This is a genomic window from Acidaminobacter sp. (genome assembly GCF_030247605.1).
In the GTDB taxonomy this organism is placed as follows: Bacteria; Bacillota; Clostridia; order Peptostreptococcales; family Acidaminobacteraceae; genus Acidaminobacter.
Genome location: NZ_JAOTSB010000018.1, coordinates 42,102 through 67,524 on the forward strand (window position 1 = coordinate 42,102; position 25,423 = coordinate 67,524).

Below are 25,423 nucleotides of genomic sequence, written 5' to 3' on the forward strand. Positions count from 1 at the left end.
GAAAACCTCTACTTTGTCATATTTCTAAAAACTTCCAGGGCTTCGTCCATTTCAAAGCCATCTCTGATGACGAGGAAAATAGTGTCATCCCCGGCTATGGTGCCGGCGACCTCTTTGAGATCCACAGCGTCAATGGCAGCGGCAGCTGCATTGGCGGCGCCTATCAGTGTTTTGATGATGATCATATTGCCGGCATGATCAATAGAGAGGACAGAATCCTTGAACAGCTTCATAAAACGATCTGTCACGACGCTCTCCTGCTGCTTGATAGTAGCGTACTTGTACTTGCCCTCGCGGGTGAGCACTTTGATCAGCCGCAGCTCCTTGATGTCCCTGGATACCGTAGCTTGAGTGACATTGAAGCCGGACTGTCTCAGACTGTTGGCGAGATCCTCCTGGGTTTCAATTTCGTTGTTTTCGATCAATTCCAGAATTTTAGCATGTCTTGAATATTTCAATTCAAGGCCCCCCTATCAGTGTGTCACACAAAAACCTCTGAAAACTCCGCTTTTTATGGAAAGCTTTTACAACCATAAGATGGCCTGCGTCACCGGTGACTTTTTCCGGTGATGCTGATCCGGACGGCCTTTGACAGCTCAGGTTTTCAGCGGTGTCGTTGGTCGTCGACATCTTCAGTGGTTTCAGGATGCAATTGGATATTCGCTATTAACGTATAATTTTCCTTCTTTTGCATAAAATATTTTTTAATTTTTTTGAAATTTTTTTTAGCCAAGAGACTGATGCGTTTCAGCCACTAGGTTTGAAACATAAATATCATCAACAATCAGACGGTCTACTCTTGCTTCGTCGCGGGTCGCATAGCATAAAAACTCAACATTTCCCTTAGGCCCTTTAATAGGCGAGTAGGTGAGTTTGACCGTATAAAGACCCGCTTTTTCAGCCTCGTGAATGACGCTCAGCAGCACCTGTTTGTGAATCTCAGGATCTCTCACTACCCCGTGCTTGCCCACGGATTCCCGTCCGGCTTCAAACTGGGGTTTAATCAGGTACACGGTTTCACCCTGGTCAGCCAACAACACTTTCATGACAGGAAAAATCAGTTTCAGTGAAATAAAAGCAACATCGACGGAGATGAAATCCACCGGGTTGCCCCCGATACTTTCCAGGGTCAGATGCCGGGCATTGGTTCGCTCCATATTCACAACCCGTTCGTCACTGCGAAGTTTCCAGTCCAGCTGGCCATAACCGACGTCTACAGCATAAACCAATGACGCGCCGTTTTGCAGCATGCAGTCTGTAAATCCGCCTGTGGAAGCGCCAATATCCATACAGCGCTTACCTGTCAGATCGAGGCCATAAGCTTCAACCGCTTTTTCAAGCTTTAGTCCGCCCCGGCTTACATACTTCAGTGCAGCGCCTTTCATTTCCACCACAGAGGTTTCTTTAATCAGCGTTCCTGCCTTGTCCACGACCTGGCCATCCACCAGGATGATCCCTGCCATAATGGCGCCCTTAGCTTTTTCTCTGGACTCGAAAAACCCGTCTTCGACAAGTCGCACATCCAATCGCGCTTTACTCATAGTCCACCCCGTTCGCCTCCGCCGGATGCGATGAGATTTTTCCCGTAGTTCCCTGATCCGGCTCCTGAGTTATTCCCCGCTCTTTGATCAAAGCTTCGCCAATGCGCGCGGCGACCCTTTTGCCGGATAGCCCCAGCTGTTCATGCAGCTGAGGTATGGCGCCATGCCCCACGAAGGTATCGGGCACTGCAAAGTTGATGACTTTATAGTGTCCGGCGTCCAGCGCCAGTGTAATCCGTTCGCCGAATCCGCCGGTCAGGACGTTGTCTTCCAAAGTGAAAACCGCCCGCGCTTCTCCTATACATTGGGTTACAGCATCCACAGATAAGGGCTTTAAGCGCCTAGGATTGATGAGTTTGCCGCGATAGCCCTGCGCGGTGAGGGTTTCAAAGGCCTCGAGGGCATTGGAGAAGACGTTGCCTACGGCGATCAGGGCAAAGTCGTCACCTTCGTACCGTTCGACGAATGGCTCGTCCACGCTGCCTTTGAAAGGCAGCAAAGTTGATGCGGCGCCCCTTGGATAGCGGACAGTCACCGGGCCGGATTCGCGTTTCATGACAAAGGCCAGTGTCGCTTCCAGCTCATCCCCGTCCTTAGGGGAATAAATGGCCATATTTGGGAGGGGCTGCAGGAAGGACAGATCGAACATCCCGTGATGGGTTTCACCATCCTGGCCGACCAGACCAGCGCGGTCCACCGCTAAGGTTACGTTGGCGTTCTGGATGCACACATCGTGGAGAACCTGGTCATAAGCGCGCTGCAGGAAGGTGGAGTAGACCGCGAACACCGGTTTCATGCCGGCGGCAGCGAGTGACGCAGACAGGGTTACGGCATGCTGTTCTGCAATGCCAACGTCAAAAAACCGTTTAGGATGCCGGGCTCTGAAGCTTTCGAGGCCGGTGCCGTCACACATGGCGGCTGTGAGGGCGACGATGCGCTGATCATCGGCCGCAAGGCGCGTCAATGTGTCCCCAAAGGTTTGCGATAAAGTTTTGACTGCAGGAAGCTCGGAGACCCCCTTGGAAAGTGAAAACTTTCCAACGCCATGGTATTTGTCCGGATCCAGCTCAGCAGGCAGAAAGCCCTTGCCCTTCTTAGTCAGGACGTGGATCAGGATGGGGCCGTCATGGGCTTCCTTGGCGCGATTCAGTGAAAGGGTCAGTGCCCTGAGGTCATGGCCGTCTACCGGTCCAATATAGGTGATGCCAAGATCTTCAAACAACATACCAGGCACAAAGAAATATTTGACGGAGCCTTTTAGGCGCTTGAGGCCTCGGGCCATAGCTTCACCGACACCCGGGACTTTACCCAGGATGGATTCGGTCTCGCCTTTGAGCCAATAGTAGTTGTTGCTGGTACGAATTCGATCGAGATATTTTGACAGACCCCCGACGTTTTCGGAGATCGACATTTCGTTGTCATTGAGAATAATGATGACCTTTTCGCGGTCGTGGCCAATGTGGTTCAAGGCTTCGAAGGCCATGCCGCCGGTGAGGGCGCCGTCACCGATTACCGCTATAACGTTCTCTTTAGTGCCTTTCAGCGAGCGCGCCTTGGCAAAGCCGAGGGCTGCGGACAGCGAAGTGCTGCTGTGACCGGCTTCAAAGGCGTCGTGCTCGGATTCTGAGCGCTTCAAAAAGCCGCTCATTCCGTCCAACTGACGCAGAGTTGGAAACTGGTCCCGTCGTCCGGTCAGCAGCTTGTGGACATAGCCTTGGTGGCCAACGTCAAAAATGATCTTGTCCTCCGGGGAGTTAAAGACCTTGTGCAGTGCTATGGTCAGCTCGACAATGCCCAGGTTGGAGGCCAGGTGGCCGCCGGTTTTCGACAGGGATTCGAGTAGAAATTGACGAATTTCTATAGCTAAAATTTTGAGTTCCGCCTCGGAGAGCTTTTTCAAGTCCGCCGGGGACTGGATGTGATCCAGGTGTCGCATGGACTTCCGACCTTTCAGATAAGACAGAATTTGCCAGGACGAGAGGTCCTGGCTTGAGGTTGAATAGTTTTCATCAAATCATCACATTTGCCACGACAATGCCCAGTATGGCACCGGCAAAGACTTCGTAAGGCGTGTGTCCGATCAGTTCCTTCAGCTTGTCCTGGCTGAAGGGCTTATGCTGGTAAGCGTCTTCGATGATCTGGTTGAGTATAGCTGCCTGTATGCCCACCGAGCGCCTGACGCCGCTGGCATCATACATTACCACCAGGCTGGTGACCAGCGCTACAGCATATAATGGCGAATCCCAGCCCATATGAAGTCCCACCGCAGTGGAAAGTCCCATTACCAGTGAACTGTGGGAGCTTGGCATGCCCCCGGATCCGATCATCCGGTACAAGTTGAGTTTACGGTCGGTGATCAGCGTCAATATGACCTTCAGTGCCTGAGCTATGAACCAGCTGATAAATGCCACCTGGAACATTCGGTTGTTGACGATGCCTGGAAAAAAGGACATGGACTCACCCCTCTTTGTCACTTTTCAGTTGTCACGCTTTAGTTTACACTTTTCGTTAATTGTTCTCTTGGCGCTTCCCTGATGACTCAATAGTTCCCTTTATTTGTCCCTGTAACACAGATATTTGAACAGCGCCTCAAGGAACGCCGTATCGCCTTCGAATTCATTCAGAATTGAAATGGCATGATCTACCCGCTCTTTGACAATTTTCTTTGAGACATCAGAACCAAGCAGCATAGGATAGGTGGTCTTGTCATTTCGCAGGTCGCTGCCCCGGGGCTTGCCCATTGCGGCTGAGGAGCTCTCAATATCGAGGATGTCATCCACGATTTGGAAGGCCATGCCAATATTAAGTCCTATGGTTTCCACCTTGCCCAGGGCTTCTTTTCCGGCGCCGCCAATAATGGCGCCCGCCATCATGGCTGCCTTGATCAGATCCCCCGTCTTATGTAAATTAACGTAGTCCAGGGTTTCGACGCCAATAGCCTCACCCTCGCACATAATATCCGCTACCTGTCCCAGGATCATCCCCCGGCACCCGGATTTCTCCGCAATGATTTTTGCCGCGTGAACGTAGCGCTGCATTTTGGCCGGATCCTGTAGTGCCTTGCTGAGCATATTCTCGTAGGCGTAGTTCAGAAGCGCGTCCCCTGCCAGAATGGCCGTTGCTTCACCAAAGACAATGTGATTCGTCGGTTTGCCCCGGCGCAGGTCATCATTGTCCATTGCAGGGAGGTCGTCGTGAATCAGGGAATAAGTATGGATCATCTCAATGGAAGCCGCGAAGTCCACAGCATCCTCCTCAGTGCCTCCAAAAAGCTTGCAGAACTCCATGAGGAGCAGCGGTCTAAGCCGCTTGCCGGAAGCCGTCAGGCTGTATCGCATGGCCTTGTTGATCTTCTCAATAAATTTATTGTCACTGCGGATGAAATAGCCGTTCAGGTAGGCGTCCATCTGCTCCGCCTTCAATTCAAACTGTTTCAAAAACTGAGTCATTCCTCCACCTCCGAGGTTTGATCAAAGGGCTTCAGTTCCTCCCCGGTGAGAATCCTGACGCGGCGCTCGGCGTCTTCAATCATGCTGAGGCAGTCACGGTAAAGGGCGACACCCGACTCGAACTCCGCCAAAGCTTTGTCAAGAGGTTGGTCACCTTTTTCCAGTGTCGCGGTAATTTTTCTCAGAGTCTCAAGTTTTTCCTCTAGGGTTTGGTTGGCTTTCGCTGCTTTAGGCATGGCTTCTAGAGAGCCTCCTTTGTAATGGCTTCGACGGTGACGTCCAGGACGCCGTCTCTGAGTTTGGCCTTCAGTTTCTGGCCGGGTTTAGCTTTGGAAACCTCATCCACAGCATGTCCGGACGCATCCGTCAAGACTGCGTAGCCCCTTCCCAGGACACCCAGCGGCGACAGCGCGTTCAGCGCTGCCCCAAGCTCTGACAGAGCGGTTTTTTCGCGCCTGAGGCGGTTCTGAAGGCTCTGATCCAGGTGATCCCGTTCGTAGTCCAGGGTCATGCGTTTCTGATTCAGGCCGTCCTGCAGCCGCTTCAACTCGGACTGGGGCGAGTGACGCTCAATTTCATGCCGCAGTGTCATGAGCCTTGCGGCAATTTTGGCGTGCATGCGGTTTAAGCTGCCTGCGAGTTCGCTGACCAGCATTTTGTCGCTGGGGAATAAAAGCTCAGCCCCTGCCGATGGTGTCGGCACCCGCTGATCGCTCACAAAATCCGATATGGTAAAGTCCGTCTCATGCCCTACGGCCGAGACAACTGGAATTTCAGAATCATGGATGGCTTCCGCCACGACGCGCTCATTGAAGGCCCAGAGCTCTTCAATGGAACCGCCGCCTCGGCCGATCAGAAGAACATCGGCCAACTTCTTTTCGTTGGCATAGCGGATAGCTTTGGCAATGGACGCAGCAGCGCCTTCACCTTGAACCGCTGCCGGCAGAAGGATGACCTCTGGGAGGCGGGAACGCCTGAAGCCCACGTTGAGAATGTCCTGGATGGCGGCGCCGGTAGGTGATGTGACCACGGCAATGCGCTCCGGAAGCTCGGGAATGGGCTTTTTGTGTTTTGGGTCAAAATAGCCAAGGGCTGCCAGTTCTGTCTTCAAGGCTTCGAAGCGCTGATAGAGGTCGCCTACGCCCAGGCGCTCGACGCTTCTGACATAGAGCTGGTAGCGGCCGTCGCGTTCGTATATGGAAATGTTGCCGGTGCAGGATGCCATCATGCCGTCTGAGAGGTCAATCTGGCTGAGAATCGTATCTGAGCGGAACATTACGCAGCTGAGGCGGGCCTCGCCGTCCTTCAGCGTAAAGTAAAGGTGTCCGCTGGAATGTTTTTTGAAGTTGGAGATTTCCCCTTCCACCGTCAGGTGGTGCAGGATGGGATCACGGTTCATGAGCTGCTTGATGTAATTGTTGACTTCAGCGACCTTAAGGGGTCTGAGCTTCATAGGGGAATGGCCACCTCCGTCTGAATGTGGATCAGGAAATCATGGGAACTAGCGAGATATCGTGGAAACTCGTGAAAAGTCAGGCTTGCGTAATAAGCAGGTTTTCTGCCGGGGTTTAAGCTGGCGCTTGATAGTCTGGTCCATTTGGCTATTCAACAGCAGTCTGGCCGCTGTTCCGGCTCCCCTGCTGATAGCATGCCTTCGCGATCAGCGCGACGCCAACGGCATTGTCGCTGGAATCCGCCACGCTGGCGTAACGAGCGGTTAAAGGCTGCGGCAGTGCGTTAAAGCCCTGCTCAAGCGCAGCTCTGAGTCTCAGGTTAGAGGCAACGCCGCCTATGATCAGGATATCTTTTATGGCAGTCAGTTCTGGATCCGGATCGCTTTCAAGGGTCTTAACGGCCTCGAGGAGTGTTCTGGCCATACAGTCTATCAGGCCTGCCGCCACATCTGCGGGCTGTTTTCCTGCTTCGATCAGACTGTAAGCCTTGTTTTCAAGGCCGGAGAGATTGAACCAGGCAGCGGACTTAACTTTGGGAAAGGTGCAGGGCTTGAGCGTTTTCTTGTCTTCAGCATCCAGAATCAAGGCTTCCAGTGGTTTGCCAGCGGGAAAAGACAGGCCGAGGTGAACGCCGATCCGGTCGATCAACTGTCCAAAGCTGAGGTCTTTAGTGCCCCCAATGAGCACTGCCTGAAATCCCGTGCCCAGAAAGCGGCAGCTTAAGATTTCCGTGGTCCCTCCGGACAGATGGACAGCGAGAAACGGCCGTTCCAGAAGCGTCGGGTGCGTTTGGCAGCCTGCCATAATATGACCGTCCTGATGGGTCGTCTTATAGAGCGGAACGCCCAGGGCGACAGATAAGTTTTCTGCCAGACGGACGCCAGCTTGAAAGACTGGCATATAACTGCCCTCTACGTCTCTTGGAGCGGCGCTGACGGCTATGGCAGACAGCTTTGGATGGCCGGCCTCAGTCAGTGCGTGTTCAAGTCGCTCAGGGAAGTGATTGACATGCTGAAAAAAAGCCTCGGATTGCCTCAGCCCACGTTCGCCGTCTTTGACGTCCAGCAGTCTGCGCGCGTCAGAAAGGCAAACCCCTGTCTCGTCCACGACTGCGACAGAGGTTGTATAAGCACTGGTATCGATGCCCAGGAAGAATTGTTTAGTGCTCATGAGGTGTCACTTCTTCGTGACGGACCATTTCTCCCAGGACCCCGTTGACAAAACCCGGCGTCTCGTCGTCAGAAAAGCGCTTGGCGAGATTGACGGCCTCGTTGATGGCGACTGCCGTGCTGACTTCCTCAATAAATAAGATCTCGGTGGTGGCGAGTCTCAGAATAGAGACGTCGAGCTTCGCGAGGCGGTCAAATGTCCAGCCCTTGAGGTATTTGCCTATGGCGATGTCGATGGTTTCACGATTATCGGCAAAAGCATTGACGACACTGTGGACATATCTGAGGTCGTCAGACTCCGTCATGTTGTCGCTGATATAGTTTTCAAAAGATTTTGACGCGAAATCCTCATGAATGGCCATTTGATACAGGACGTTCATGGCGATTTCACGCGCGAGTTTTCTGCTCATAAGCTGATTAAGCCCTCCGTATTGTCACACGAGTTGGGACGCCGCTGAATCTGCGGCGATAACGGCGATAAGGATCGTCAAAGTATGGCGGCAAAAATTCGCCTGAAGCTTCCTTTTACTGATTTGCGGGAAACTATGGCGAATTTTGTACGTGTTCTGCACGCCTGCAGTATGTCGACTTCTGTCTGGCAGCGGACATCAGTGTGTTGTAACTGATCCGCTGCTGCCTACCCGGTGATCAAGCTTCATGTATTTTCTTATTCGGCTTTCGCCGGTGCTTCTTCTTTTTTCTTGAGGTTGATGCCGTTGACGTGAACGTTGACAGCCAGGACCTTGAGTCCGGTCATGGATTCAACGGCCGTTTTGACGTTTTCCTGAACCCTCCAGGAGACATCCGGAATTTTGACGCCGTAATCGACGATCAGGTTGAGGTCGATCTCGACTTTGTCGTCTTTGACCTCGACTTTGACCCCTTTGGAAAAATTCTTCTTGCCTAGCATTTCCACGAGGTCCTCGGTGATCTTGCCGCTGAGGCCGCTGATGCCGGTGATTTCTGCTGCTGCAATGGATGAAATGATGCCTATAACGTCATCCGATATATTGACATTGCCATATTCAAGTTCGTCAAGCTGAGTGTTTTCAGTCATGTTCAAACCTCCAATCGTATACGTCCTCATTATACCAAAAACGCATAAAGAAGTACAAACAAAAAGGCCGCGGCGCATCAGCCCACGGCCCCAAGATTTTAATCTTGCAAATGCTTTCTTACGTCGAGTTCGACGTCCTTTTGTGACATACCCTGGGATCTGGTGAATCTGTTGGAATGGATCAAGCGAAATTACTCGCTTTCCACCTCATCGATTTCTTCCATGTCGTCGTCTTCGTCTTCGTCATCGTCGCAGCCGCAGCCACAGCAGCTGTCGCACTCGTCTTCGTCACAGACAACAAATTCGTTGCCGCAGCCTGGGCAGACAATTTCTGCGCAGCCATTGTCGTCGAACTCTTCCTCAGCGATCAGGATTTCCTCGCCGCAGTCCGGGCATTCGAAGGAGTCGAATTCGTCATCATAGTCCTCGAGGGTTTCCTCGATGTCCGCAACGTCATCGCTCAGCGCTTCGACAAACTCGTCGATCTCGTCGACGTTTTCCTGGATATCGTCAAGTTCGTAGACGATGTCCTCAAGGACGCTTATGATCTCCTTCAGGAGCTTGCCTTCCTTCGAATTCTTCTCGATTTCGAGGCCTTCCGCGAGTCCTTTCAAGTATGACACTCTTTCAAACAGCATGCTCATAAACCTCCCTGTGAAATGGATAAGTGGTGGACGTCAAATGCCTTTGGTGCTTTTGCTTTGTTGCTTTTGCACGTGCTTGCGCAGTGCGGTGTTTATAGGTTACGCTCTTGAGAGGTACTCGTCAGATCGTGTGTCGATCTTGATCTTGTCGCCTTCCTCTACAAATAGCGGAACGTCAATGTAAGCGCCAGTTTCAACTTTGACCTTTTTAGTCGTATTGGAAGCCGTGTCGCCTTTGACACCCGGCTCAGCTTCAATAACTGCGAGAATGACAAAGTTAGGTGCATCAACCTGGAAGCATTTGCCCTTGTAAAACTTAAGGGTAGCAGAGTCGTTCTCGCGAAGGTACCGGATGGCGTCCTCAACTTCTTCGTGGTGAAGCGGAATCTGGTCGAAGGTTTCATTGTCCATGAAGTAGTACAGCTCGCCGTCTGAATAAAGGAACTGCATCTCTTTCGTTTCGATATGCGCTCTCGGGAATTTCTCCGATGGATTGAACGCCTCCTCGCGGATCGCGCCAGTAATCAAACTCTTATACTTCGTGCGAACGAAAGCTGCGCCCTTGCCAGGCTTAACGTGCTGGAAATCCACGACGACAAACGGCTCGCCGTTGATCTCGAAGGTCATTCCTTTTCTAAATTCACTTGCTGATACCATGAACATTTCCCCTTCTGAAAAATTAAAGTTCCATCAATTGTTTTGGCGAATGACTCAAGACCACGCAGCCGTCTTTTTTCACAACGACCAGGTCCTCGATTCTGACACCGCCGAAGCCAGGAATATAAATCCCCGGCTCATCTGTCACTACCATGTTCTCCAGCAGCGTCTTCGTGCCGGTTGGCGACAGTCTTGGTTCTTCGTGAATTTCGAGCCCCACCCCGTGACCGAGGCCGTGACCGAAATATTCTCCATATCCCCTAGATGATATTACATCTCGTGCTATTTTGTCAACGTTTATGCCGTTAATCCCTTCACGAATTGCGTCCAAAGCTTTCTCTTGGGCTTCCAGAACCGTATTGTAAATTTCTTTCTGCTTTTCAGAGGCTTTGCCGACCACCACTGTTCTGGTCATGTCTGAGCAGTAGCCTTCGTAGACGCAGCCAAAGTCGAGCGTAAGAAAATCGCCGTCCTCAATGAGCTTGTCTGAGGCAACGCCGTGAGGCATTGCAGACCTCAGCCCGGACGCCGCGATGGTCTCAAAAGACAACCCGCTGGCCCCAAGTTTTTTCATGTAAATTTCCAGCTCCAGTGCTACTTCACGCTCAGAAACCCCTGGCCGGATGTAGCCTGTAATGTGCTCAAAAGCCTTGTCTGCAATTTCAGCAGCTTTCGCGATCTTCTCGATCTCCCAATCTTCCTTAATGAGTCTCAGTGCCTCTATTTCCGCGCCTGCAGGGATCAGGGTGATCTCAGGCAGTTTTTCTGACAGATTTTTGTAAAACTGATAGGTCACATAGTTATCTTCGAAGGCCAGTTTTTGAATTCCAGCTTCCTTCAAAACTGCTTCAAGGGGTCGATCCGCATTGTGGAGCTGGACTTCAAAGTCAGGACACTGTGCTTTGGCTTGCTCTGTGTATCTAAAATCCGTGATGAACCACTGGGTCTCAGGAAGGATTAAAACGTATCCGCTGGTACCGGTGAAACCCGAAAAATAGCGACGGTTTTCAGGTTTAAAAGACAGGAGTGCATCTGCGTTCAAACTGGATAAAAGCTTACGTGAACTGCTTAAGAGATGATTAGACAAGGACGTCACCTGCTTTGTGAGATTTTTGTTGTTGGCTGATGTGTCATTGATTTAAATGCCATCCCTATCATATCACATTTTTTATATGGTTAGAAGAAGTTGGTGACGCGGACAGAATTTGATTTAGTGCCAGTCACTGAGTTGAGGTTGGTGTCTGACACTCAGTCAAGTTTGGTGTCTGACACTCAGTCAAGCTTGGTGTCAGGCACTCACTACAATTCAGACACAATTCGTGAGGCATTCCCGGTCCACCGAATCAAAAAACTGCTGCAAATGGTCATTTTACAGACCATCGGCAGCAGTAGTTTCGCTTTCCTATAAATTACTTCACCTTCATATTAAATAACATCTCGCTGACTGAGCAGCAAAAAGAGATTCAACAAGAGAAAGAGCAGATTCGCGATCAACATAGCAAAAAGAAGAAATTTTCTTTTTTTCATGGGTTTGTTCATCTCTAGAACAAAATCATTCGGTGATACAGCACCACCGTCGAATACGCTGCAAACGGCACCCAGGCCAGCGTCACCAAAGACCGTCCGATCTTATGCCGCAGCTGCCACAGGAGCACGAGAAGAAGCGGCACAAGAAACAGCTTCACAAGCGGAAACTCGAATGTGCCCACCATAGGCGCCAAAAACGGATTGGCTTCCTTAAACCCCCGCTCCAAAGCTTCAAGAGTCATCAGGTAGTCCACTTTATTAAACGCCGCAATTCCAATCAACTGCAGCCACAGCAAACGTTCCATTGATTTCGGCATAACCTCATCCCCAAACTAGAAAATGATCAGCCGGTTACGCCACTGGATCCCTGCAGCCAAAGCGTCCAAATGCAGCTGCAGCTCAACTCCTCTGATGGCCTATTAATACCCAGAATGGCTGCGCGGAAAACAATCAATTGAGAATAATTATCGATTGAAAAAGATTTTAAAACATATGCCGATGGTCACCCCACCCACCATCAGCGGTTATGTAAATGTGAAACTTGGTGTCATGTGAAACTTGGTGTCAGACACCCAGTTTCACATCCATCCCCGCCCATCCAACAACACTCTCGAACTTTGACCCCTAGATATGCTATACTGACCCTAAGCCAAAATCGGCCTGAGCCCGGCCCATTAAACCCATGACCGGCAATCAATCCCCAACCCCACAACGACATTTTTCAGGAGCGCAAGATGACACGAGAACCCCTTTGGACACGAAACTTCATCACTATTTCCATAGTCTTTTTCCTAGTCGCCCTGGTCTTCTACCTTCTCATGGTAACCATGGCCTCCTACGCCGCCACGGCCTTCAACGTCACTGAAAGCATGGCGGGCCTCGTCACGGGCATTTTCATCATAGGCGCCCTGACCGGCAGGATCTTCACCAGCAAACTCATGTCCCAAATTGGCAGCAGACGCACCCTGCTGATAGGGCTTGGCCTGTTTACAACAGGTTCAGGGCTTTATTTTTTCGCGGTCAACATTCCGCTGCTGCTGACCATTCGCTTTTTCCACGGCATGTCGACGGGGATCACCCTCAATGCCTCCGCGACCCTGGTCGCCCTCATGATCCCCTTCGCCAGGCGGGCCGAGGGGATTGGCTACTTCAGCACAGCCTCCGTCCTTTCTACAGCCCTCGGGCCGTTTCTCGGCATCTTTCTGCTGGAAAAAGCCGGCCTCCATTTCATATTTGGCTTTTGCCTGGCAATCAGCCTCATCAGCTTCGTCTTGTCCCTGAGGATCAGCGCACCGGCAGCGGATGCCGCTTCCAGCCCCACCCAAAAAGGCTTCAGACTCTCCGACACCTTTGAAATCACAGCGCTCCCCATCTCTTTGATCACAATGTTGTTAGGCTTCTCCTACTCCAGCATCTTGTCCTTCATCACCCTCTACGCCAAAGCCGTAGACCTCGTCTGGGCCGCCAGCTTTTATTTCGTCGTTTATGCCATCACCATCATCCTAACCCGGCCCTTCACCGGCCGCCTGATGGACCAGAGGGGCGCCAATCTCGTCGCTTACCCCACCCTCCTGACCTACGTCGCTGGTATGGTCCTGCTGAGCCAGTCCCGTCACGGGATTGTACTCCTCCTCGCCGCCGCCATTATAGGTTTGGGATACGGCAACTTCAACTCCGTCGCCCAAACCCTCTCCATCAGCAGGGTCCCAAGCGCGCGCATCTCTGTTGCCACGACCACGTATTTCATTTTCCTGGAGCTGGGCCTCGGCCTTGGCCCGTACCTCCTCGGCACCCTGATCTCGCTGACCGGCTACCGCGTTATGTATCTGAGCATGTCAGGCGTCATCGTGGTCGCGGCGGTGCTTTATCATCTGTTTTATGGAAGACATGAGCACAGGCAAGAATGAGTCGATTCAGCAGCTCTTACAATGGAAATTTCCCAAAAACCCAAAACGTCTGCCGATGGTCACTTAACCCACCATCGGCAGATGTTTTTAATTTTGGATTAAAAGAAGGAAGACGGTGTCAGCTGCTAGCATCTATCAACCCCTTCTTCCTTCCATTTAGCACCAAAATGCTTGCTTCTTGAAACCAAAAACGTTGCTAATCCCCATTCTCAATCACAAAGTACAACGGGTCTCTCTGTTCAATCTCAAGACTCGTCTCAAACATCACTTTGCCGGTGTCGAGTTCTTCAACAGTTAAATGCACCTCAAAGGATTCCGCCTTAATTTCGTGATCAGGATCCACCGTCCAGTAAATTTTGTGCTCGTTCGTCATCACGTCGCGCCCCAGAACCTCTATACGGCCCATCCCACTGGCGCTGCCGTGCCACTTGAGGAAAGCACCCTCCTCCGCGATCCAGTGGTAGACATAATTTTTATTCTTGAGTTCCCGGGTAAACACCGCAACCAGAGGGATTCCAGGCGTTGTGGACATGTATGGAGAGTATTCAAAGAGTTCCGGTTTGATGGTCAGGCTGGAGTCATCCGCTGAGCAGCCTGGGAGAGAAAGGATCATGGCCAATAACGCCAGAATCGTCAACGCAGCTTTTAGGACATTCCTTGATTTCATGTTATGGCCACCTCTCATACGAAAACGTTGTCTGGTGCTGCCCACTATTATTCTAATTCATTATCTATATACCACTTGTCCGACATGACAATCTTTCAAGTTCTCTTGAGGACTTCAAATACCTCCACAAGAAAAATTTCTGCCGATGGTCACATAATCAACCATCGGCAGAAATTCAATTATAGTGGAAGGCGGGGTTGACAGGCGCTAGCCGCAGACACCAATTTCCAGCTTCATATTCCTTACCATTATCAATAATCCCCCTGCAGCATCATGGCCTCCGCAACCCTAATAAAGCTCGCGATATTCGCGCCAGCCACGAGATCATGGCCAAAGCCGTACTTCCTGGAAGCGGCCAGACAATCCTTGTAAATGTTGTTCATGATCACCTTTAGGATCGCGTCGACTTCCTCGAAGGTCATGCTCTGGCGCATGGAGTTCTGGGTCATTTCCACCGCGGAAATCGCCACGCCGCCCGCATTGCTGGCCTTCGCAGGCGTCAGCAGGATGCCCTCGTCCATCAGGAATTTCATGGCGTCATAAGTCGTTGGCATATTGGCGCCCTCACAGACGGCCAAGACCCCATTGGTTACCAGCTTCTCCGCGCTCTTAAGATCAATATCATTCTGCGTCGCGCACGGAAACGCGATATCACACTTGAGATTCCATATGTTTCTGAGCCCTTCGACGAACTCTGCCTTTGGATGATCTTTCAGGTACTCCTTGATCCGTCCGTGCCGGACTTCCTTCAGTTCTATCATGGCTGGGACGTCTATACCGTCCGGGTCATAGACGTAGCCGCTGGAATCGCTCATAGCCAGCACCTTGATGCCAAACTCTGTCGCTTTCACCGCCGTATACAAAGCCACGTTGCCCGAGCCGGAAATGACCGCTGTCTTACCCGTCAGCTCAATGTTGTTCTCCTCAAACATGGCCTTCGTGAAATAGAGCAGCCCGAATCCCGTCGCTTCCTTGCGGCCGTGGGAGCCGCCATAAATAATATGTTTGCCGGTCAGGACGCCGCTCTCATGCGCCCCGGTCAGACGCCGGTACTGGCCGAACAGGAACCCGATTTCCCTGGAGCCCACACCTATGTCTCCCGCAGGCACGTCAATATCAGGTCCTATGTGTCTGTAAAGCTCGCTCATAAAGCTCTGGCAAAAGCGCATGATCTCCGCGTCGCTCTTACCTTTCGGGTCAAAATCCGCGCCACCCTTGGCACCGCCAATTGGCCGTCCGGTCAGGGAATTCTTGAAGGTTTGCTCAAAGCCCAGAAACTTCAGGATACTGAGATTCACGGTAGGATGGAATCTGAAACCGCCCTTGTACGGTCCTCTGGCCCCGTTGAACTGAATTCGGAAGCCTCTGTTGACAATGAGTTCCCCTTTGTCGTTGACCCACGGAACCCTGAAAATGATCGTCCTCTCCGGCTCTGCTATTCGCTCAAGGATATTGGCCTTTTCAAACTCCGGGTGCTGCTTGATGACCGGCGCCAAAGAGGTAAACACCTCTTCTACCGCCTGGATAAACTCCGGTTCATTTGCGTTTCTTGCTTTGATGTTTTCAATGGCTTTTTCCAAGTACGTCATGGTGATCCCTCCCAAACGGATATTCATACATTTAAAAACCAATTGATAACGCTGATAAAATTAACCGAATGATCATGAACGTGTTCGAATTAGTTAATTTATTGCTTAACAAGATTTATTCGAAGCGTTATCCTAAAACAACTTATTGAGGATTTTTACCCATCGCATAAATAATTATTCATATTTTTCTTAACCAAGCGGTGCCAGAAATTTCGAATTCCCCCCCCCAAAAAAAATGCCTGCCGATGGTCATTTTCACCCATCGGCAGCCTTTAGTATTTATTTGGATTTAACTTCATTTTCCCGTACCTGGTAGTAAAAGTGAAGATAATGAAGTTGCTTTTCGTGAAATCTAGTAATATCAGTCTTTACAAAATACTTGTACGTCGGTGTTCCGAAAAACGTGCCAGGTACGGGACCCCGCTTAATCAGCTACCCTCATTTGAACTTCTGTCAAAAATTCCTCTTGCTGAACGGTATAACGATTGTCAATATGGTACAGCTCAAATGGGTCACCCAGCACGTCCATATCACGCGTATTCGCGTAATTCAGTATCTTCCGGATTTGATCCGAACTTTGCGCATACGTTCCGCGGTAATAGACGCTGAGATACCGTCCTGCTGGAAGCATAAAATCGAAGTGGTCAGTTTCATTCTCCAAAATAATAAATACAGAATTAAACACCCCGTTGCCGCCCTTATAAAAGTTTTCCATGGAGGGAACAGCTCCAATGGACAAGTTGCCCAGCTCACAAAGTATGGCGTCATGCTTCATGTGGAGTTTGTTGATGGCAAAATCAGTTTCCTCATCTCGGGTAATCTCAGCGTTGAGGCGCAGGCAGAACCTGTCTGAGTAAGTTCTGACGACGCATTCTCCAACCTGAACAGAAGACAAATAGTTCAACATTTCCATGCGGGAGTGAAGGGCTGCTTTGGCAGCACGAAGGGTCTCCAATTGTGTTTCAATAAGGGCCTGTTCTTCCTGAATCAACACCAAAGAATTTGTGATGCATTGATCATCCAAATAGGCCTTGATCTGCTTAAAAGAAAAATCGAGACTTCTAAGATCCCGAATGATATTCAGCTTATAAATTTCTTTTAGGCTGTAAAGGCGATAGCCGTTATCGTCCCGTTTAGGGGTCAATATCCCGAGTTTCTCATAATATCGCAGCGAATCAATGCCAATCTTGTAGAGCTTTGATATCTGATTGATCTTGTAATAGTCTTTCATTAAAAGGATCACCTCATTATTAAAACTTAAGAACATCACTTGACCCTAGTATTATACCAGGGTTTACACTTAGGATGTGATACAAATTGTTCCAGTCAAAAAGAGAGGTTAACCATCATGACAACGATTCATAACACATCTTTATCAGTTAATAATTCCTATGCCAACTTACTTACCCCTAAGAAACTATTGGTCATTATAATTGGGACGGCGTTGCTGTCCTTTGGTTTGTATAACGTCCATCGGCAGGCTTCACTCTCTGAAGGTGGTGTGCTGGGGTTGATATTGCTGCTTGACCACTGGTTTGGATTAACGCCTGGCCTCGTGTCTCCCGCGCTCGATGCTTTGTGCTACGCGATGGCGTTTAAGGCTCTTGGCAAAGACTTTCTCAAAATATCCGCGGTTTCGGCGGTTAGCCTAGGGGGATTTTTTATGCTGTGGACGCAGTTTCCACCCCTGCTGCCGAACCTCACTGAGATGCCGCTGCTGGCGTCCATAATTGGAGGCCTCTTTGTAGGGGTCGGCGCGGGCTTGGTGATTCGCCAGGGTGGCACCACAGGTGGGGATGACGCCTTGGCGCTGACACTCTCAAAACTCACAGGCTGCCGCTTATCCCTCGCTTACCTGGCGACAGATTTGACAGTGCTGCTGCTTTCACTGACCTATATTCCGTTCGGACGTATTGGTTTTTCAATAGTGACGGTTGTGATCTCATCTTTGCTGATTGATTATGTTAAAAATTTTACTGCTGGTAAATCAAACAAAACAAGCTCTGTGGAAATTTCTGTGAATGAAGCATGACTTCATTAAAATGTATGATGTAGAATGGATGGATTGTTGAATAGATCGGATAAAACCTAAATCAAAAACTGAAAGCTGCCGATGGTCGCTTGTGTATATGACGACCATCGGCAGCTTTTTCATTTTCCCGTACCTGGTAGTAAAAGTGAAGATAATGAAGTTGTTTTTCGTGAAAACAAGCAATATCAGTCTTTGCAAAATATTTGTACGTTGGTGTTCCGAAAAACGTGCCAGGTACGGGACCCGTTCTTAATAGCATTTATAAGCATTCTTAGGCAGCGTCATCCAACCGCGCGCTTCATCTTGATGCACAAGAATCGTCCGTTCCCAGTTCAAATAGACCATCTTGACCATGTCTTCACACAGCCCGACCTGATCCGAATCATCGACATGGGAACCATCCAGGCCGCAGACGCGCTCTGCGCCTGTAACTTTTTTCAACTCAGCCGCTTTGAGGCTATCTCCGGCAGCGCCGGCATAAATCTTGCCTTTGATCCTGCCGTCGTGGCCATTCAGTCGAAGCCCCACGCCAGCAATAGCGCCTATCACCCCGCCACCTGTCCCGCCATGCTCGGACAAATGAACCTTCGTGGATTCTGCCAGCTCATAAGCCATGGCTTTCGTCACCAAACCCGCTTTTGCCTGCCGACCAAAGGCAATCAGCCGCTCCAGACCCTGAATCTGATCCCGAACCGCAACACACAGGCCTGGGTCTGACCCTTCTTCGCTGACCTCCAGCAGATGCTCCTGGGCCAGCGCGATCACCTGCGCCAGAGCGCCGCATACCAGTTCTGCTTCAAAACACATGGCGCTGTTATGGGAGGTGTAAGGCACCTCCTCATGGACATAGAGCTGGTGCCTGGTAATATAGCGGGTCGTTCCCAGTCCGAGGGCTTCAATCTTCTGCCGCAGCGCCTCCGCGTGGTGGCCTGTGCCTGGGGTGCCCAGACTGTCGGTGTCATCTATAGCTATCAATACTCTCATCTCATCACCTCTGCCTCATAGGGCTCATGAAGATTTTGCCGCGCGCATGCCGACGCCGGACAGGATTTCTTCGATTTCTTCAGAGTCAAATTCAAGTCCAAAGTAGGTCCCGTAGTAATCCTTTGTATACTGAACCAGATCCAGATCCTCAAATTTTTCAGGATAAAAGAGCTGAGCCATGTACAGGACAGCCATAGGTGTCTCTATGGAGCCGGGATGGCCCCATCTGGAAATGCCTACAGGAAGCGTAAACACCTGCCCGGACTGGACTGCCTCAAGGCCCTGCCACTTGGCATCCGTCCGGATATAGTCTGCCACCAGATACTCATTGGCCAGGATCGCCTCCGGTTTCCAGCCGTAGATTTCTTCCAGGGTCACAAAGGTTTTTTCATCAGCCATGGCAGCGCCAGCCTCCGCGGAGACATTGATCAGACCCGCCAGGGTGGTCACTTCTTCCTGAATGCTGCCCATGGCATCCGTTCTGGTCGCTTCATTGACAGAGTGATAGACGCGGACGCGTTCTTCCATAGGAATGTCGCTGATGCGCGCCTGGACCATGGCAATGGCAGCTTCATAAAAATCCAGATAAGCCTGTGCAGCCTCCTGACGGTTCAGGACCTCGCCCAGTACTTGAATGGAACGCTTTTGTTCCTCAATGTTGGTGTAATCAATGACAACATAGGGGATGCCGGCCTTGTCCAACTTTTCCGTTTCTGCCCCGCTGAGGGCTATGGAATGGCGGATCAGCGCGATCTCAGCGCCTGAAGCGATCAGTTCCTCAACATTGATGACGCCGGTCGCCGAAGGGACACTCAGCCTATCAATGTCAGCGCGTTTCATCCGCATCAGCTGATCGCGTTTGAGTCCCTCCACCAGGGCGACGATCTGATCCTGGGTGTCAAGGAGAGTCATGCCATGGCCGGCGTAGGCGTAAAGACATGCGATCTTCAGCTCGCCTTCTGGTATTTCAACTGTTCTGCCATCACAGTCAACAATGCTTCGGGTGGCGGCCGCCTCTTCCAGAGCTGGCGGAGTGGCTTCAACCGGCTTTGTTTGTGGCGCGCAGGCGGTGAGTAAGAGGACCATCGGCAGAAAAAGCACTGCTGAGAGTAAAGTGGCACGCCAATGACGTTTCAATTTGCGTCCCTCCTCTTGTCTGGAACCGCCATGATGTAGCTGAAAGGAAGCCCGTCCATGACCCCAGTATGGGTAACGACTCTGGTATGATACAGGCGTTCAATCGTGTCGCTGGTCAAGACCTTCGACGGCTTGCCCTGCGCAATCAGCTGGCCCTGCTCCATAATGCCCACTCTGACCGGCATGCCGCTGTTTTCAAAGTAAAGCGGATGATTCAGGTCATGGGTTGTCAGCATGAAGGAAAGGCCCTCGGTCCGGGTGAGGGCGCAGATCAGGTTCAAAATTTCATTTTCGTTCTTAAAATCCAGATGCGAAGTGGGCTCGTCCATGATGATCAGCTTTGCCTTCTGGGCCAGCGCCCGGGCGATCATGACGAGCTGCAGCTCGCCGCCGCTGATCTGGGTGTAGGGCTTTTGGGAGATCGCCTCCAGGCCCGTCATAGCAATGGCCTCCCGGGCGATTTCCCGGTCGCGCCTGTCAGGACTCGAAAAGGTGCCTGTCGCAAAAGTCCGCCCCATTAACACAATTTCAAAAACAGAATAAGGAAACGTCTTGGCGTGCAGCTGAGGCACAAAGGCGATCTGCGACGCGACTTCAGCGGGCTTAAGGGTATGAATAGACCGGCTGCCGAGGCTGATGTCACCGGACTTCAGCGGATGCTGGCCCAGGACACAGTCAATCAGCGTTGTCTTGCCGCAGCCATTGGGGCCGAGGAGGCAATAAATCTCCCCCGGGGCGACTTTCAGGCTGATCCCGCGAAGCGTATGCTCTGTCCCATAAGAAAAATTAAGGTTGTCAATACTCAATAATGTCATGCCCAATTCTCCCCTTTGGTCCGTTTCAAAAGATAGATGAAAAATGGCCCGCCAACCAGCGCCGTGACTATACCGAGCGGAATCTCCGCGCCGGTCAGGGTCCTGCAGAGAGTATCCACCAGGAGCATGAAGCTTGCGCCCAGGGAAATAGAGGCAGGAATCAGCTTTCTGTTGTCGTTGCCGACCAGCATCCGCCCTACATGGGGGATGACAAGGCCAATCCAGCCCACCACACCGCTGACGCTGACCGCTCCGGCCGTCGCTAAAGTCGCGAAGCCAATCAGAAAGAACTTGACGACTTTGACGTTGATGCCAAGACTCCTGGCCTCCCTGTCGCCCATGGAAATGATGTTGAGCCGGAAGCTGAGCAGCAGCAGTCCAACCAGTCCTAGTCCCATTGGGATGCTGCTCATCAGAATGTCCTGACTCCTGGCAGCGCTGAGGCTCCCCATGAGCCAGAAGGTGATCGCCGGCAGCTTATTCAGCGGATCCGCGACGTATTTCACCAGCTGCAGCAGCGCGGAAAAAATGGAGGAGATCACCGTACCGCCCAGAACCAGCATAATGGTTGAGGTCGAGGACGATTTGTAGACTCTGCCCACCAGATAACTGGCCCCAACGGCCACGATGCCAAAGACAAAGGCGAACACCGGCGTCCACAGGGTCCCAAACAGCAAAATCGAAATAGCTGCCCCAAAGCCCGCCCCCGAAGACACGCCAAGGATTCCGGGGCTGGCGAGGGGATTTCGAAACAGCGCCTGATAGGCCGCACCAGACACGGCTAACGCGCTCCCGGTTGCCATGGCCAGAAATGTCCTTGGCAAGCGGATTTCCATGACAATGGTATACAGATCCTTCACGACCAGGGCGGACTGGCCTGTCGCCGCACGAAATAGAATCTCAAAAACTGTGCCGGCCGGGATTTCAAACCTGCCGGTGCTCATGGAAATCACGGCCATAAGGATTGGCAGGACCACGAAGATCAATAGTCTCAAGATCAATTTCAGAGTCAGCTTCATACTTTATGAACGCTTTTTCTTCATCCAGTACCCGGCGATCAGCATCACAGCTGCAATGCCGGCCATGACATAGATCATGGAGGATGGCGCGCTGTCGGTGCCAGCTTCCTCTGCGGCTGGCGCTTCGGCTATTGGTGCTTCGGCTGTTGGCGCTTCAGCAGCAGGTGCTTCAGTCGTTGCCGGCGCTTCAGTCGTAATTGGAGTCTCCCCGCCGGCGGCGGCTGTCGTGAAGCTGATGACAATGTCCTCTGCCAGGCTGGCCCCGCTCTTTGAAGTCAGAGCTTTGCTGATCGTCACTATGTATTCCGTTCCGGCTTCCAGTTCTGCCGATGGTTTCACCACCACATCATTCTTCTTATCAGGCTCAACCTGCGAATCTGCCATCAGCACTTCATAGGCGACTTCACCGCCGTCTTTCTTCTCCAGCTTGAAGCACGCCAGGTTGGCTTCTTTGACACTGAGGTCCGTCACGTTCTTGCTGAACACCATGGTGACAGACGGGGTCAGACCTACTTCGGTTTGTCCATCCGTGACCGTTGAGGAAACTAGCGTGAGCGGCTCTGAGCTGTTGCCGCCGGTGCCTCCCCCGGTTCCACCGCCAGTTCCACCGCCAGAACCGTCTGCGGAGGAAATGATCAAGGGCATAAACAGGAGGGCTAATGCAATGCTTACAAGGACTGAAACTTTTTTCATGATGTCGACCCCTTTACAATTTGATGTGTCGCAGCAGCTAAAGGAAAGGCGCGCTGGTTTTTGGACAAAAAAAGACACTCGGAAAGTCGAGTGTACCGGTTATTGCCTATGAGTCATCACAAAAACAGCGGTGATCCCATAGACACGTCAGACTCTTTCTTTCCAAAACGGGAGGCTGTGGGATTTCTCCCCTAACCCAGGTTGGTGACCATAGCAAAAAGTAAGCCGTAGGTCATTCAACTCGAAATGAGCGCGATATTCAGTTGGCAGTTTTGACATGTCTAGAGTATAACATACTCTTGATAGGGGTTAAAGGGACTTCGCGGCTGCGAGGGAGAATTTGGAGGAATGGGCTTTCGAGACTTGAAGCCCAGAAGATTTTAGCCGATGGTCAGATGGCGTACATCACATGACCATCGGCAGCTAATATCTTCATGCCTTTCTTGTAGTGTACACAAAAACTAATAACGAACGCAGGTCCAAACTCTACCCCTTCCCTTCCCAAATGTTGTATAATTAGACAAAGCTTTTATATGGCTGACGGGGATCTGGCCATTTATTACCCGTTAAAGTCAAACCAACAAGCGAGGGGATCAAACATGAGCAAAGTCTACTTCATAAAAAATGAAAGCCTCAATGACGATCAGCTGGGATCAGATGCATTGAAGCTGCTTAAGACAGTGGTCGCGGCGTCCGGGCATACCTTTGAAAAGGAGGTCCCGCTCAAAGTGCATTTTGGAGAAAAAGGTAATACGACCTTTCTGTCAGCCAAATGCTACGACCCAACCATTCAATATCTGAAAGAGATGGGGGTCTCCCCTTCCTACATAGAAACCAACGTTCTCTACAGAGGATCGCGAACCACCACGGATAAGCACCTGGAAACCGCGAAAGCCCACGGCTTCTCCCAGATTCCAATTATCATTGCGGACGGTGACCTCGGTACAGAGTATGTTGAGGTAGAGATCCCTGGAGAGTATATAAAAAAGTGTAAAATTGGAAAAGGTTACGGCAGGTTTAACCAATTTATTGTCATGAGCCATTTCAAAGGCCATATTCAAGCTGGGTTTGGCGGGGCTTTGAAGCAGCTGGCCATGGGCTTTGCGGCCAGAGGCGGCAAGCTGGAGCAGCATGCCGGCATCGCGCCGGTTGTGTCTGCAAAAAAATGTGTGTCCTGTGGACTCTGTATCGAAAAATGTGACTTTGATGCCATTGAAATGATTAATACTGCGGTGATTGATCCGGACAAATGCGTGGGCTGCGCGGGCTGTATTGCTGTCTGCCCGGAAGGCGCCATCCGCAACTCCTGGTCGGGCTCCAACTTCCTGGAGAAGCTATCAGAATACGCCCTGGGTGCAGCCAAAGACAAGGACATCATCTACATCTCCTTCATCAGCAATGTCACCGAGGAATGCGACTGCACCGGCATCCACATGAAGCCCATTGCGGATAATATTGGCGTTCTAGCCTCGAAAGATCCTGTAGCGCTGGATACCGCCTGCCTGGACCTGCTTCAGCAGCGCAGCCGCAAGAAGCTCTTTGAGAATGGTCGAGTGTCTTTGAAGCACGCTGAAAAGATTGGGCTGGGGACTATGGCGTATGAATTGGTTGCGCTGGATTAGGAAAGATCAAAAATGATAAAGCTGGCCGATGGTTGTTATAATTCACCATCGGCATAACTTCATTTTCCCGTACCTGGTAACGCCAGTGAAGTTAATGAAGTTACTTTTCGTGAAAGCAAGCAATATCAGTCTTGACAAAATAATTGCACGTTGGTGTTCCGAAAAACGTGCCAGGTACAGAAAAAAGGCTGCCGATGGTCATTTGAAGCGCCATCTGCAGCCTTTTACAATAAATTTCGATATTCCCTTCGTGCATCTACAATTCCATATATGATGATTTCTTCTTGCTCAACAAATATCCTATAAAATATGAGATGCCTTTCAACGATCAAGACTCGGTAACCTTGCTTTTTTAAAATCGAGTATCTTGGCAAACTTCCTGATTCAGGAAAATCCTTCAACCTGTTAATCGCTGATTCCAGTTTCTCCAGATAGTCAAGAGCTATTTGAATATCACCTGAGTCGTCCGCAATATAAAAAATCAGATCTCTAAGCTGATCTTCAGCTTTATCCGTTCTCAAAATAGTGTATGTCATCGATTGTTCCTTTCGAGGAGTTCTGCTCGAAGATCCTTAAACACATTTTCTATAGGTTCGATTCTCCCATTTTTCACGTCATCTTCCGCTTCTGCGAGCGTCCTTAATAATTCCAATTCAGCGGACATTTGATTGAATTCCTGCAGGCTTAGAATAGCTGTATCACCTCTGCCGTTTACCGTCAAAATGACAGCTTTTCGTGATTCCCTGACAAGTTTGGAGATCTCATTATAGTGATTTCTAAGATCGGCCGATGGTCTGATAATGGTTTCCATTAGATCACCTCATTTCATTTGTTATAGTCATATTATATCACGCAGTGAATATGACGTAAACGCTGAATAACTTCATTTTCCCGGTCGAGTAGTTCAAGCCTCGCGGCTTTTCACCCTCACAGAACCGTGCATGCGCAACTAACGCACACGGCTCTTCGCTTCATTATTCACTTCAGATAACTAGCACCAGCACCAAGATTATAAATCATCACATTAGTTTGCACTTTAGGGAGCGGGTATTTCTGAAGAAACCTGACATAGCCCGCCCAGTTGAAACTTCTTCTCTGGCTCCGACGGTTTAACCAACGAAATAGCAGTTTTCGTACTTCTGTCACAAAATTACCTACGCTTCGTCTGTTGCCTATGACTCCGTAGTAATTGATGTGCCCTTGCACCTTGCTTTTCATGATTTTCATAAATTCTTTTGTCGGTAATGTCCTATGGTCTCGCATCCATTCTTTGCATCTTTTAAGACTGGCTTTGTACTTCTTCTTGCTCGTTTTTAACTTGATCTCTTTGAAACCAAATTTGTTTGGGTTTTTGTCTACATAAAATGTGAACCCTAGGAAGTCAAATGGATCAGTGTCATCTTTATCATCTTTACGTTGGTAAAGTTCGATGATTCTTGTTTTGTCCTCGGCGACTTCCA

28 protein-coding genes and 2 riboswitches are annotated in these 25,423 nt (G+C 50.6%); of the genes, 3 read left to right on the top strand and 25 right to left on the bottom strand.

The genetic code is table 11. From position 1 onward, the window contains the following. Positions 1 to 8 precede the first annotated feature (8 nt). The 14 genes from OEL90_RS09630 to OEL90_RS09695 all read right to left on the bottom strand — a co-directional run bounded on the left by OEL90_RS09630 (position 9) and on the right by OEL90_RS09695 (position 11,815). Positions 9 to 458 carry an arginine repressor gene (locus tag OEL90_RS09630; RefSeq protein WP_291401317.1) on the bottom strand — a complete coding sequence of 150 codons (450 nt, stop codon included), beginning with the start codon at positions 456 to 458 and terminating at the stop codon, positions 9 to 11. A gap of 267 nt (positions 459 to 725) precedes the next feature. Beyond that, on the bottom strand, positions 726 to 1,541 hold the full coding sequence (locus OEL90_RS09635; RefSeq protein ID WP_300688239.1) for a TlyA family RNA methyltransferase: 816 nt from the start codon (positions 1,539 to 1,541) through the stop codon (positions 726 to 728). Continuing rightward, complete coding sequence (dxs, locus tag OEL90_RS09640; protein WP_300688241.1) at positions 1,534 to 3,477, bottom strand: 1-deoxy-D-xylulose-5-phosphate synthase; 1,944 nt, start codon at positions 3,475 to 3,477, stop codon at positions 1,534 to 1,536. Before dxs ends, OEL90_RS09635 begins: the two co-directional genes overlap by 8 nt. Positions 3,478 to 3,550: 73 nt before the next feature. Next, entirely contained in the window at positions 3,551 to 3,994 is a 444-nt protein-coding gene (locus OEL90_RS09645; RefSeq protein WP_291401311.1) for a divergent PAP2 family protein, read from the bottom strand. Between the two features lie 99 nt (positions 3,995 to 4,093). Next, complete coding sequence (locus OEL90_RS09650) at positions 4,094 to 4,990, bottom strand: polyprenyl synthetase family protein (protein ID WP_291401309.1); 897 nt, start codon at positions 4,988 to 4,990, stop codon at positions 4,094 to 4,096. Next, positions 4,987 to 5,226, bottom strand: coding sequence for an exodeoxyribonuclease VII small subunit (gene xseB / locus OEL90_RS09655; protein WP_291401307.1), 240 nt, complete (start codon positions 5,224 to 5,226; stop codon positions 4,987 to 4,989). Before xseB ends, OEL90_RS09650 begins: the two co-directional genes overlap by 4 nt. Before the next feature lie 5 nt (positions 5,227 to 5,231). Then, the gene (gene xseA, locus OEL90_RS09660; RefSeq protein ID WP_291401305.1) at positions 5,232 to 6,443 is read right to left on the bottom strand and encodes an exodeoxyribonuclease VII large subunit; all 1,212 of its coding nucleotides are present in this window, start codon (positions 6,441 to 6,443) and stop codon (positions 5,232 to 5,234) included. 148 nt (positions 6,444 to 6,591) lie between these two features. Then, on the bottom strand, positions 6,592 to 7,614 hold the full coding sequence (locus OEL90_RS09665; protein WP_291401304.1) for an O-sialoglycoprotein endopeptidase: 1,023 nt from the start codon (positions 7,612 to 7,614) through the stop codon (positions 6,592 to 6,594). Next, on the bottom strand, positions 7,604 to 8,023 hold the full coding sequence (gene nusB, locus OEL90_RS09670) for a transcription antitermination factor NusB (protein WP_291401302.1): 420 nt from the start codon (positions 8,021 to 8,023) through the stop codon (positions 7,604 to 7,606). Before nusB ends, OEL90_RS09665 begins: the two co-directional genes overlap by 11 nt. A gap of 257 nt (positions 8,024 to 8,280) precedes the next feature. After that, complete coding sequence (locus OEL90_RS09675) at positions 8,281 to 8,670, bottom strand: Asp23/Gls24 family envelope stress response protein (protein ID WP_291401300.1); 390 nt, start codon at positions 8,668 to 8,670, stop codon at positions 8,281 to 8,283. Positions 8,671 to 8,861: 191 nt separating this feature from the next. Continuing rightward, a complete protein-coding gene (locus OEL90_RS09680) occupies positions 8,862 to 9,308 on the bottom strand; it encodes a CD1247 N-terminal domain-containing protein (RefSeq protein WP_291401298.1) in 447 nt (148 codons plus the stop codon). 105 nt (positions 9,309 to 9,413) lie between these two features. Continuing rightward, positions 9,414 to 9,971, bottom strand: coding sequence for an elongation factor P (efp, locus tag OEL90_RS09685; RefSeq protein WP_291401296.1), 558 nt, complete (start codon positions 9,969 to 9,971; stop codon positions 9,414 to 9,416). Between the two features lie 22 nt (positions 9,972 to 9,993). Next, positions 9,994 to 11,058 carry an aminopeptidase P family protein gene (locus OEL90_RS09690; RefSeq protein ID WP_291401294.1) on the bottom strand — a complete coding sequence of 355 codons (1,065 nt, stop codon included), beginning with the start codon at positions 11,056 to 11,058 and terminating at the stop codon, positions 9,994 to 9,996. A gap of 454 nt (positions 11,059 to 11,512) precedes the next feature. After that, positions 11,513 to 11,815 (bottom strand): DUF5658 family protein, encoded by a 303-nt coding sequence (locus OEL90_RS09695; RefSeq protein ID WP_291401292.1) that lies wholly within the window; start codon positions 11,813 to 11,815, stop codon positions 11,513 to 11,515. A gap of 19 nt (positions 11,816 to 11,834) precedes the next feature. After that, a riboswitch (cyclic di-GMP riboswitch) is annotated at positions 11,835 to 11,917 on the bottom strand. A gap of 315 nt (positions 11,918 to 12,232) precedes the next feature. On the opposite strand from OEL90_RS09695, the gene OEL90_RS09700 reads away from it, so the two are divergent. Continuing rightward, positions 12,233 to 13,405: an MFS transporter gene (locus tag OEL90_RS09700; protein ID WP_291401290.1), complete on the top strand. Its 1,173-nt coding sequence runs from the start codon at positions 12,233 to 12,235 to the stop codon at positions 13,403 to 13,405. 196 nt (positions 13,406 to 13,601) lie between these two features. Here the strand turns inward: OEL90_RS09700 and OEL90_RS09705 are convergent, their stop codons facing one another. The 3 genes from OEL90_RS09705 to OEL90_RS09715 form a co-directional block, all read right to left on the bottom strand. After that, a complete protein-coding gene (locus OEL90_RS09705; RefSeq protein WP_291401288.1) occupies positions 13,602 to 14,072 on the bottom strand; it encodes a hypothetical protein in 471 nt (156 codons plus the stop codon). A gap of 251 nt (positions 14,073 to 14,323) precedes the next feature. After that, entirely contained in the window at positions 14,324 to 15,661 is a 1,338-nt protein-coding gene (gene gdhA / locus OEL90_RS09710; protein WP_291401286.1) for an NADP-specific glutamate dehydrogenase, read from the bottom strand. 424 nt (positions 15,662 to 16,085) lie between these two features. Continuing rightward, entirely contained in the window at positions 16,086 to 16,892 is an 807-nt protein-coding gene (locus OEL90_RS09715) for a MerR family transcriptional regulator (protein WP_291401285.1), read from the bottom strand. A 117-nt stretch (positions 16,893 to 17,009) separates the two neighbouring features. Between OEL90_RS09715 and OEL90_RS09720 the strand changes: the two genes are divergently transcribed. Beyond that, a complete protein-coding gene (locus OEL90_RS09720) occupies positions 17,010 to 17,693 on the top strand; it encodes a YitT family protein (RefSeq protein WP_291401284.1) in 684 nt (227 codons plus the stop codon). A gap of 249 nt (positions 17,694 to 17,942) precedes the next feature. On the opposite strand, the gene OEL90_RS09725 is transcribed toward OEL90_RS09720, so the two are convergent. Genes OEL90_RS09725 through OEL90_RS09745 form a run of 5 tightly spaced genes read right to left on the bottom strand, consistent with a single transcriptional unit; the run spans position 17,943 to position 22,341 of the window. Next, complete coding sequence (locus OEL90_RS09725) at positions 17,943 to 18,677, bottom strand: hypothetical protein (RefSeq protein WP_291401283.1); 735 nt, start codon at positions 18,675 to 18,677, stop codon at positions 17,943 to 17,945. A 24-nt stretch (positions 18,678 to 18,701) separates the two neighbouring features. Continuing rightward, positions 18,702 to 19,814 carry an ABC transporter substrate-binding protein gene (locus OEL90_RS09730; protein WP_291401281.1) on the bottom strand — a complete coding sequence of 371 codons (1,113 nt, stop codon included), beginning with the start codon at positions 19,812 to 19,814 and terminating at the stop codon, positions 18,702 to 18,704. Beyond that, on the bottom strand, positions 19,811 to 20,629 hold the full coding sequence (locus tag OEL90_RS09735) for an ABC transporter ATP-binding protein (RefSeq protein ID WP_291401279.1): 819 nt from the start codon (positions 20,627 to 20,629) through the stop codon (positions 19,811 to 19,813). Before OEL90_RS09735 ends, OEL90_RS09730 begins: the two co-directional genes overlap by 4 nt. After that, positions 20,626 to 21,648, bottom strand: coding sequence for a FecCD family ABC transporter permease (locus OEL90_RS09740; RefSeq protein ID WP_291401277.1), 1,023 nt, complete (start codon positions 21,646 to 21,648; stop codon positions 20,626 to 20,628). The genes OEL90_RS09735 and OEL90_RS09740 overlap by 4 nt, the downstream gene beginning before the upstream one ends. Before the next feature lie 3 nt (positions 21,649 to 21,651). Beyond that, a complete protein-coding gene (locus OEL90_RS09745) occupies positions 21,652 to 22,341 on the bottom strand; it encodes an Ig-like domain-containing protein (RefSeq protein WP_291401276.1) in 690 nt (229 codons plus the stop codon). 138 nt (positions 22,342 to 22,479) lie between these two features. Then, a riboswitch (molybdenum cofactor riboswitch) is annotated at positions 22,480 to 22,602 on the bottom strand. Positions 22,603 to 22,940: 338 nt separating this feature from the next. Here OEL90_RS09745 and OEL90_RS09750 point away from each other — a divergent pair. Further along, positions 22,941 to 23,963, top strand: coding sequence for a DUF362 domain-containing protein (locus OEL90_RS09750; protein WP_291401274.1), 1,023 nt, complete (start codon positions 22,941 to 22,943; stop codon positions 23,961 to 23,963). A gap of 224 nt (positions 23,964 to 24,187) precedes the next feature. Here OEL90_RS09750 and OEL90_RS09755 read toward each other — a convergent pair whose 3' ends face one another. The 3 genes from OEL90_RS09755 to OEL90_RS09765 all read right to left on the bottom strand — a co-directional run. Then, a complete protein-coding gene (locus tag OEL90_RS09755; RefSeq protein WP_291401272.1) occupies positions 24,188 to 24,499 on the bottom strand; it encodes a type II toxin-antitoxin system RelE/ParE family toxin in 312 nt (103 codons plus the stop codon). Then, entirely contained in the window at positions 24,496 to 24,774 is a 279-nt protein-coding gene (locus OEL90_RS09760) for a type II toxin-antitoxin system prevent-host-death family antitoxin (protein ID WP_291401270.1), read from the bottom strand. Before OEL90_RS09760 ends, OEL90_RS09755 begins: the two co-directional genes overlap by 4 nt. A gap of 167 nt (positions 24,775 to 24,941) precedes the next feature. Continuing rightward, on the bottom strand, positions 24,942 to 25,423 hold a 482-nt coding region (locus OEL90_RS09765; RefSeq protein WP_300688251.1), incomplete at its 5' end, for a group II intron maturase-specific domain-containing protein.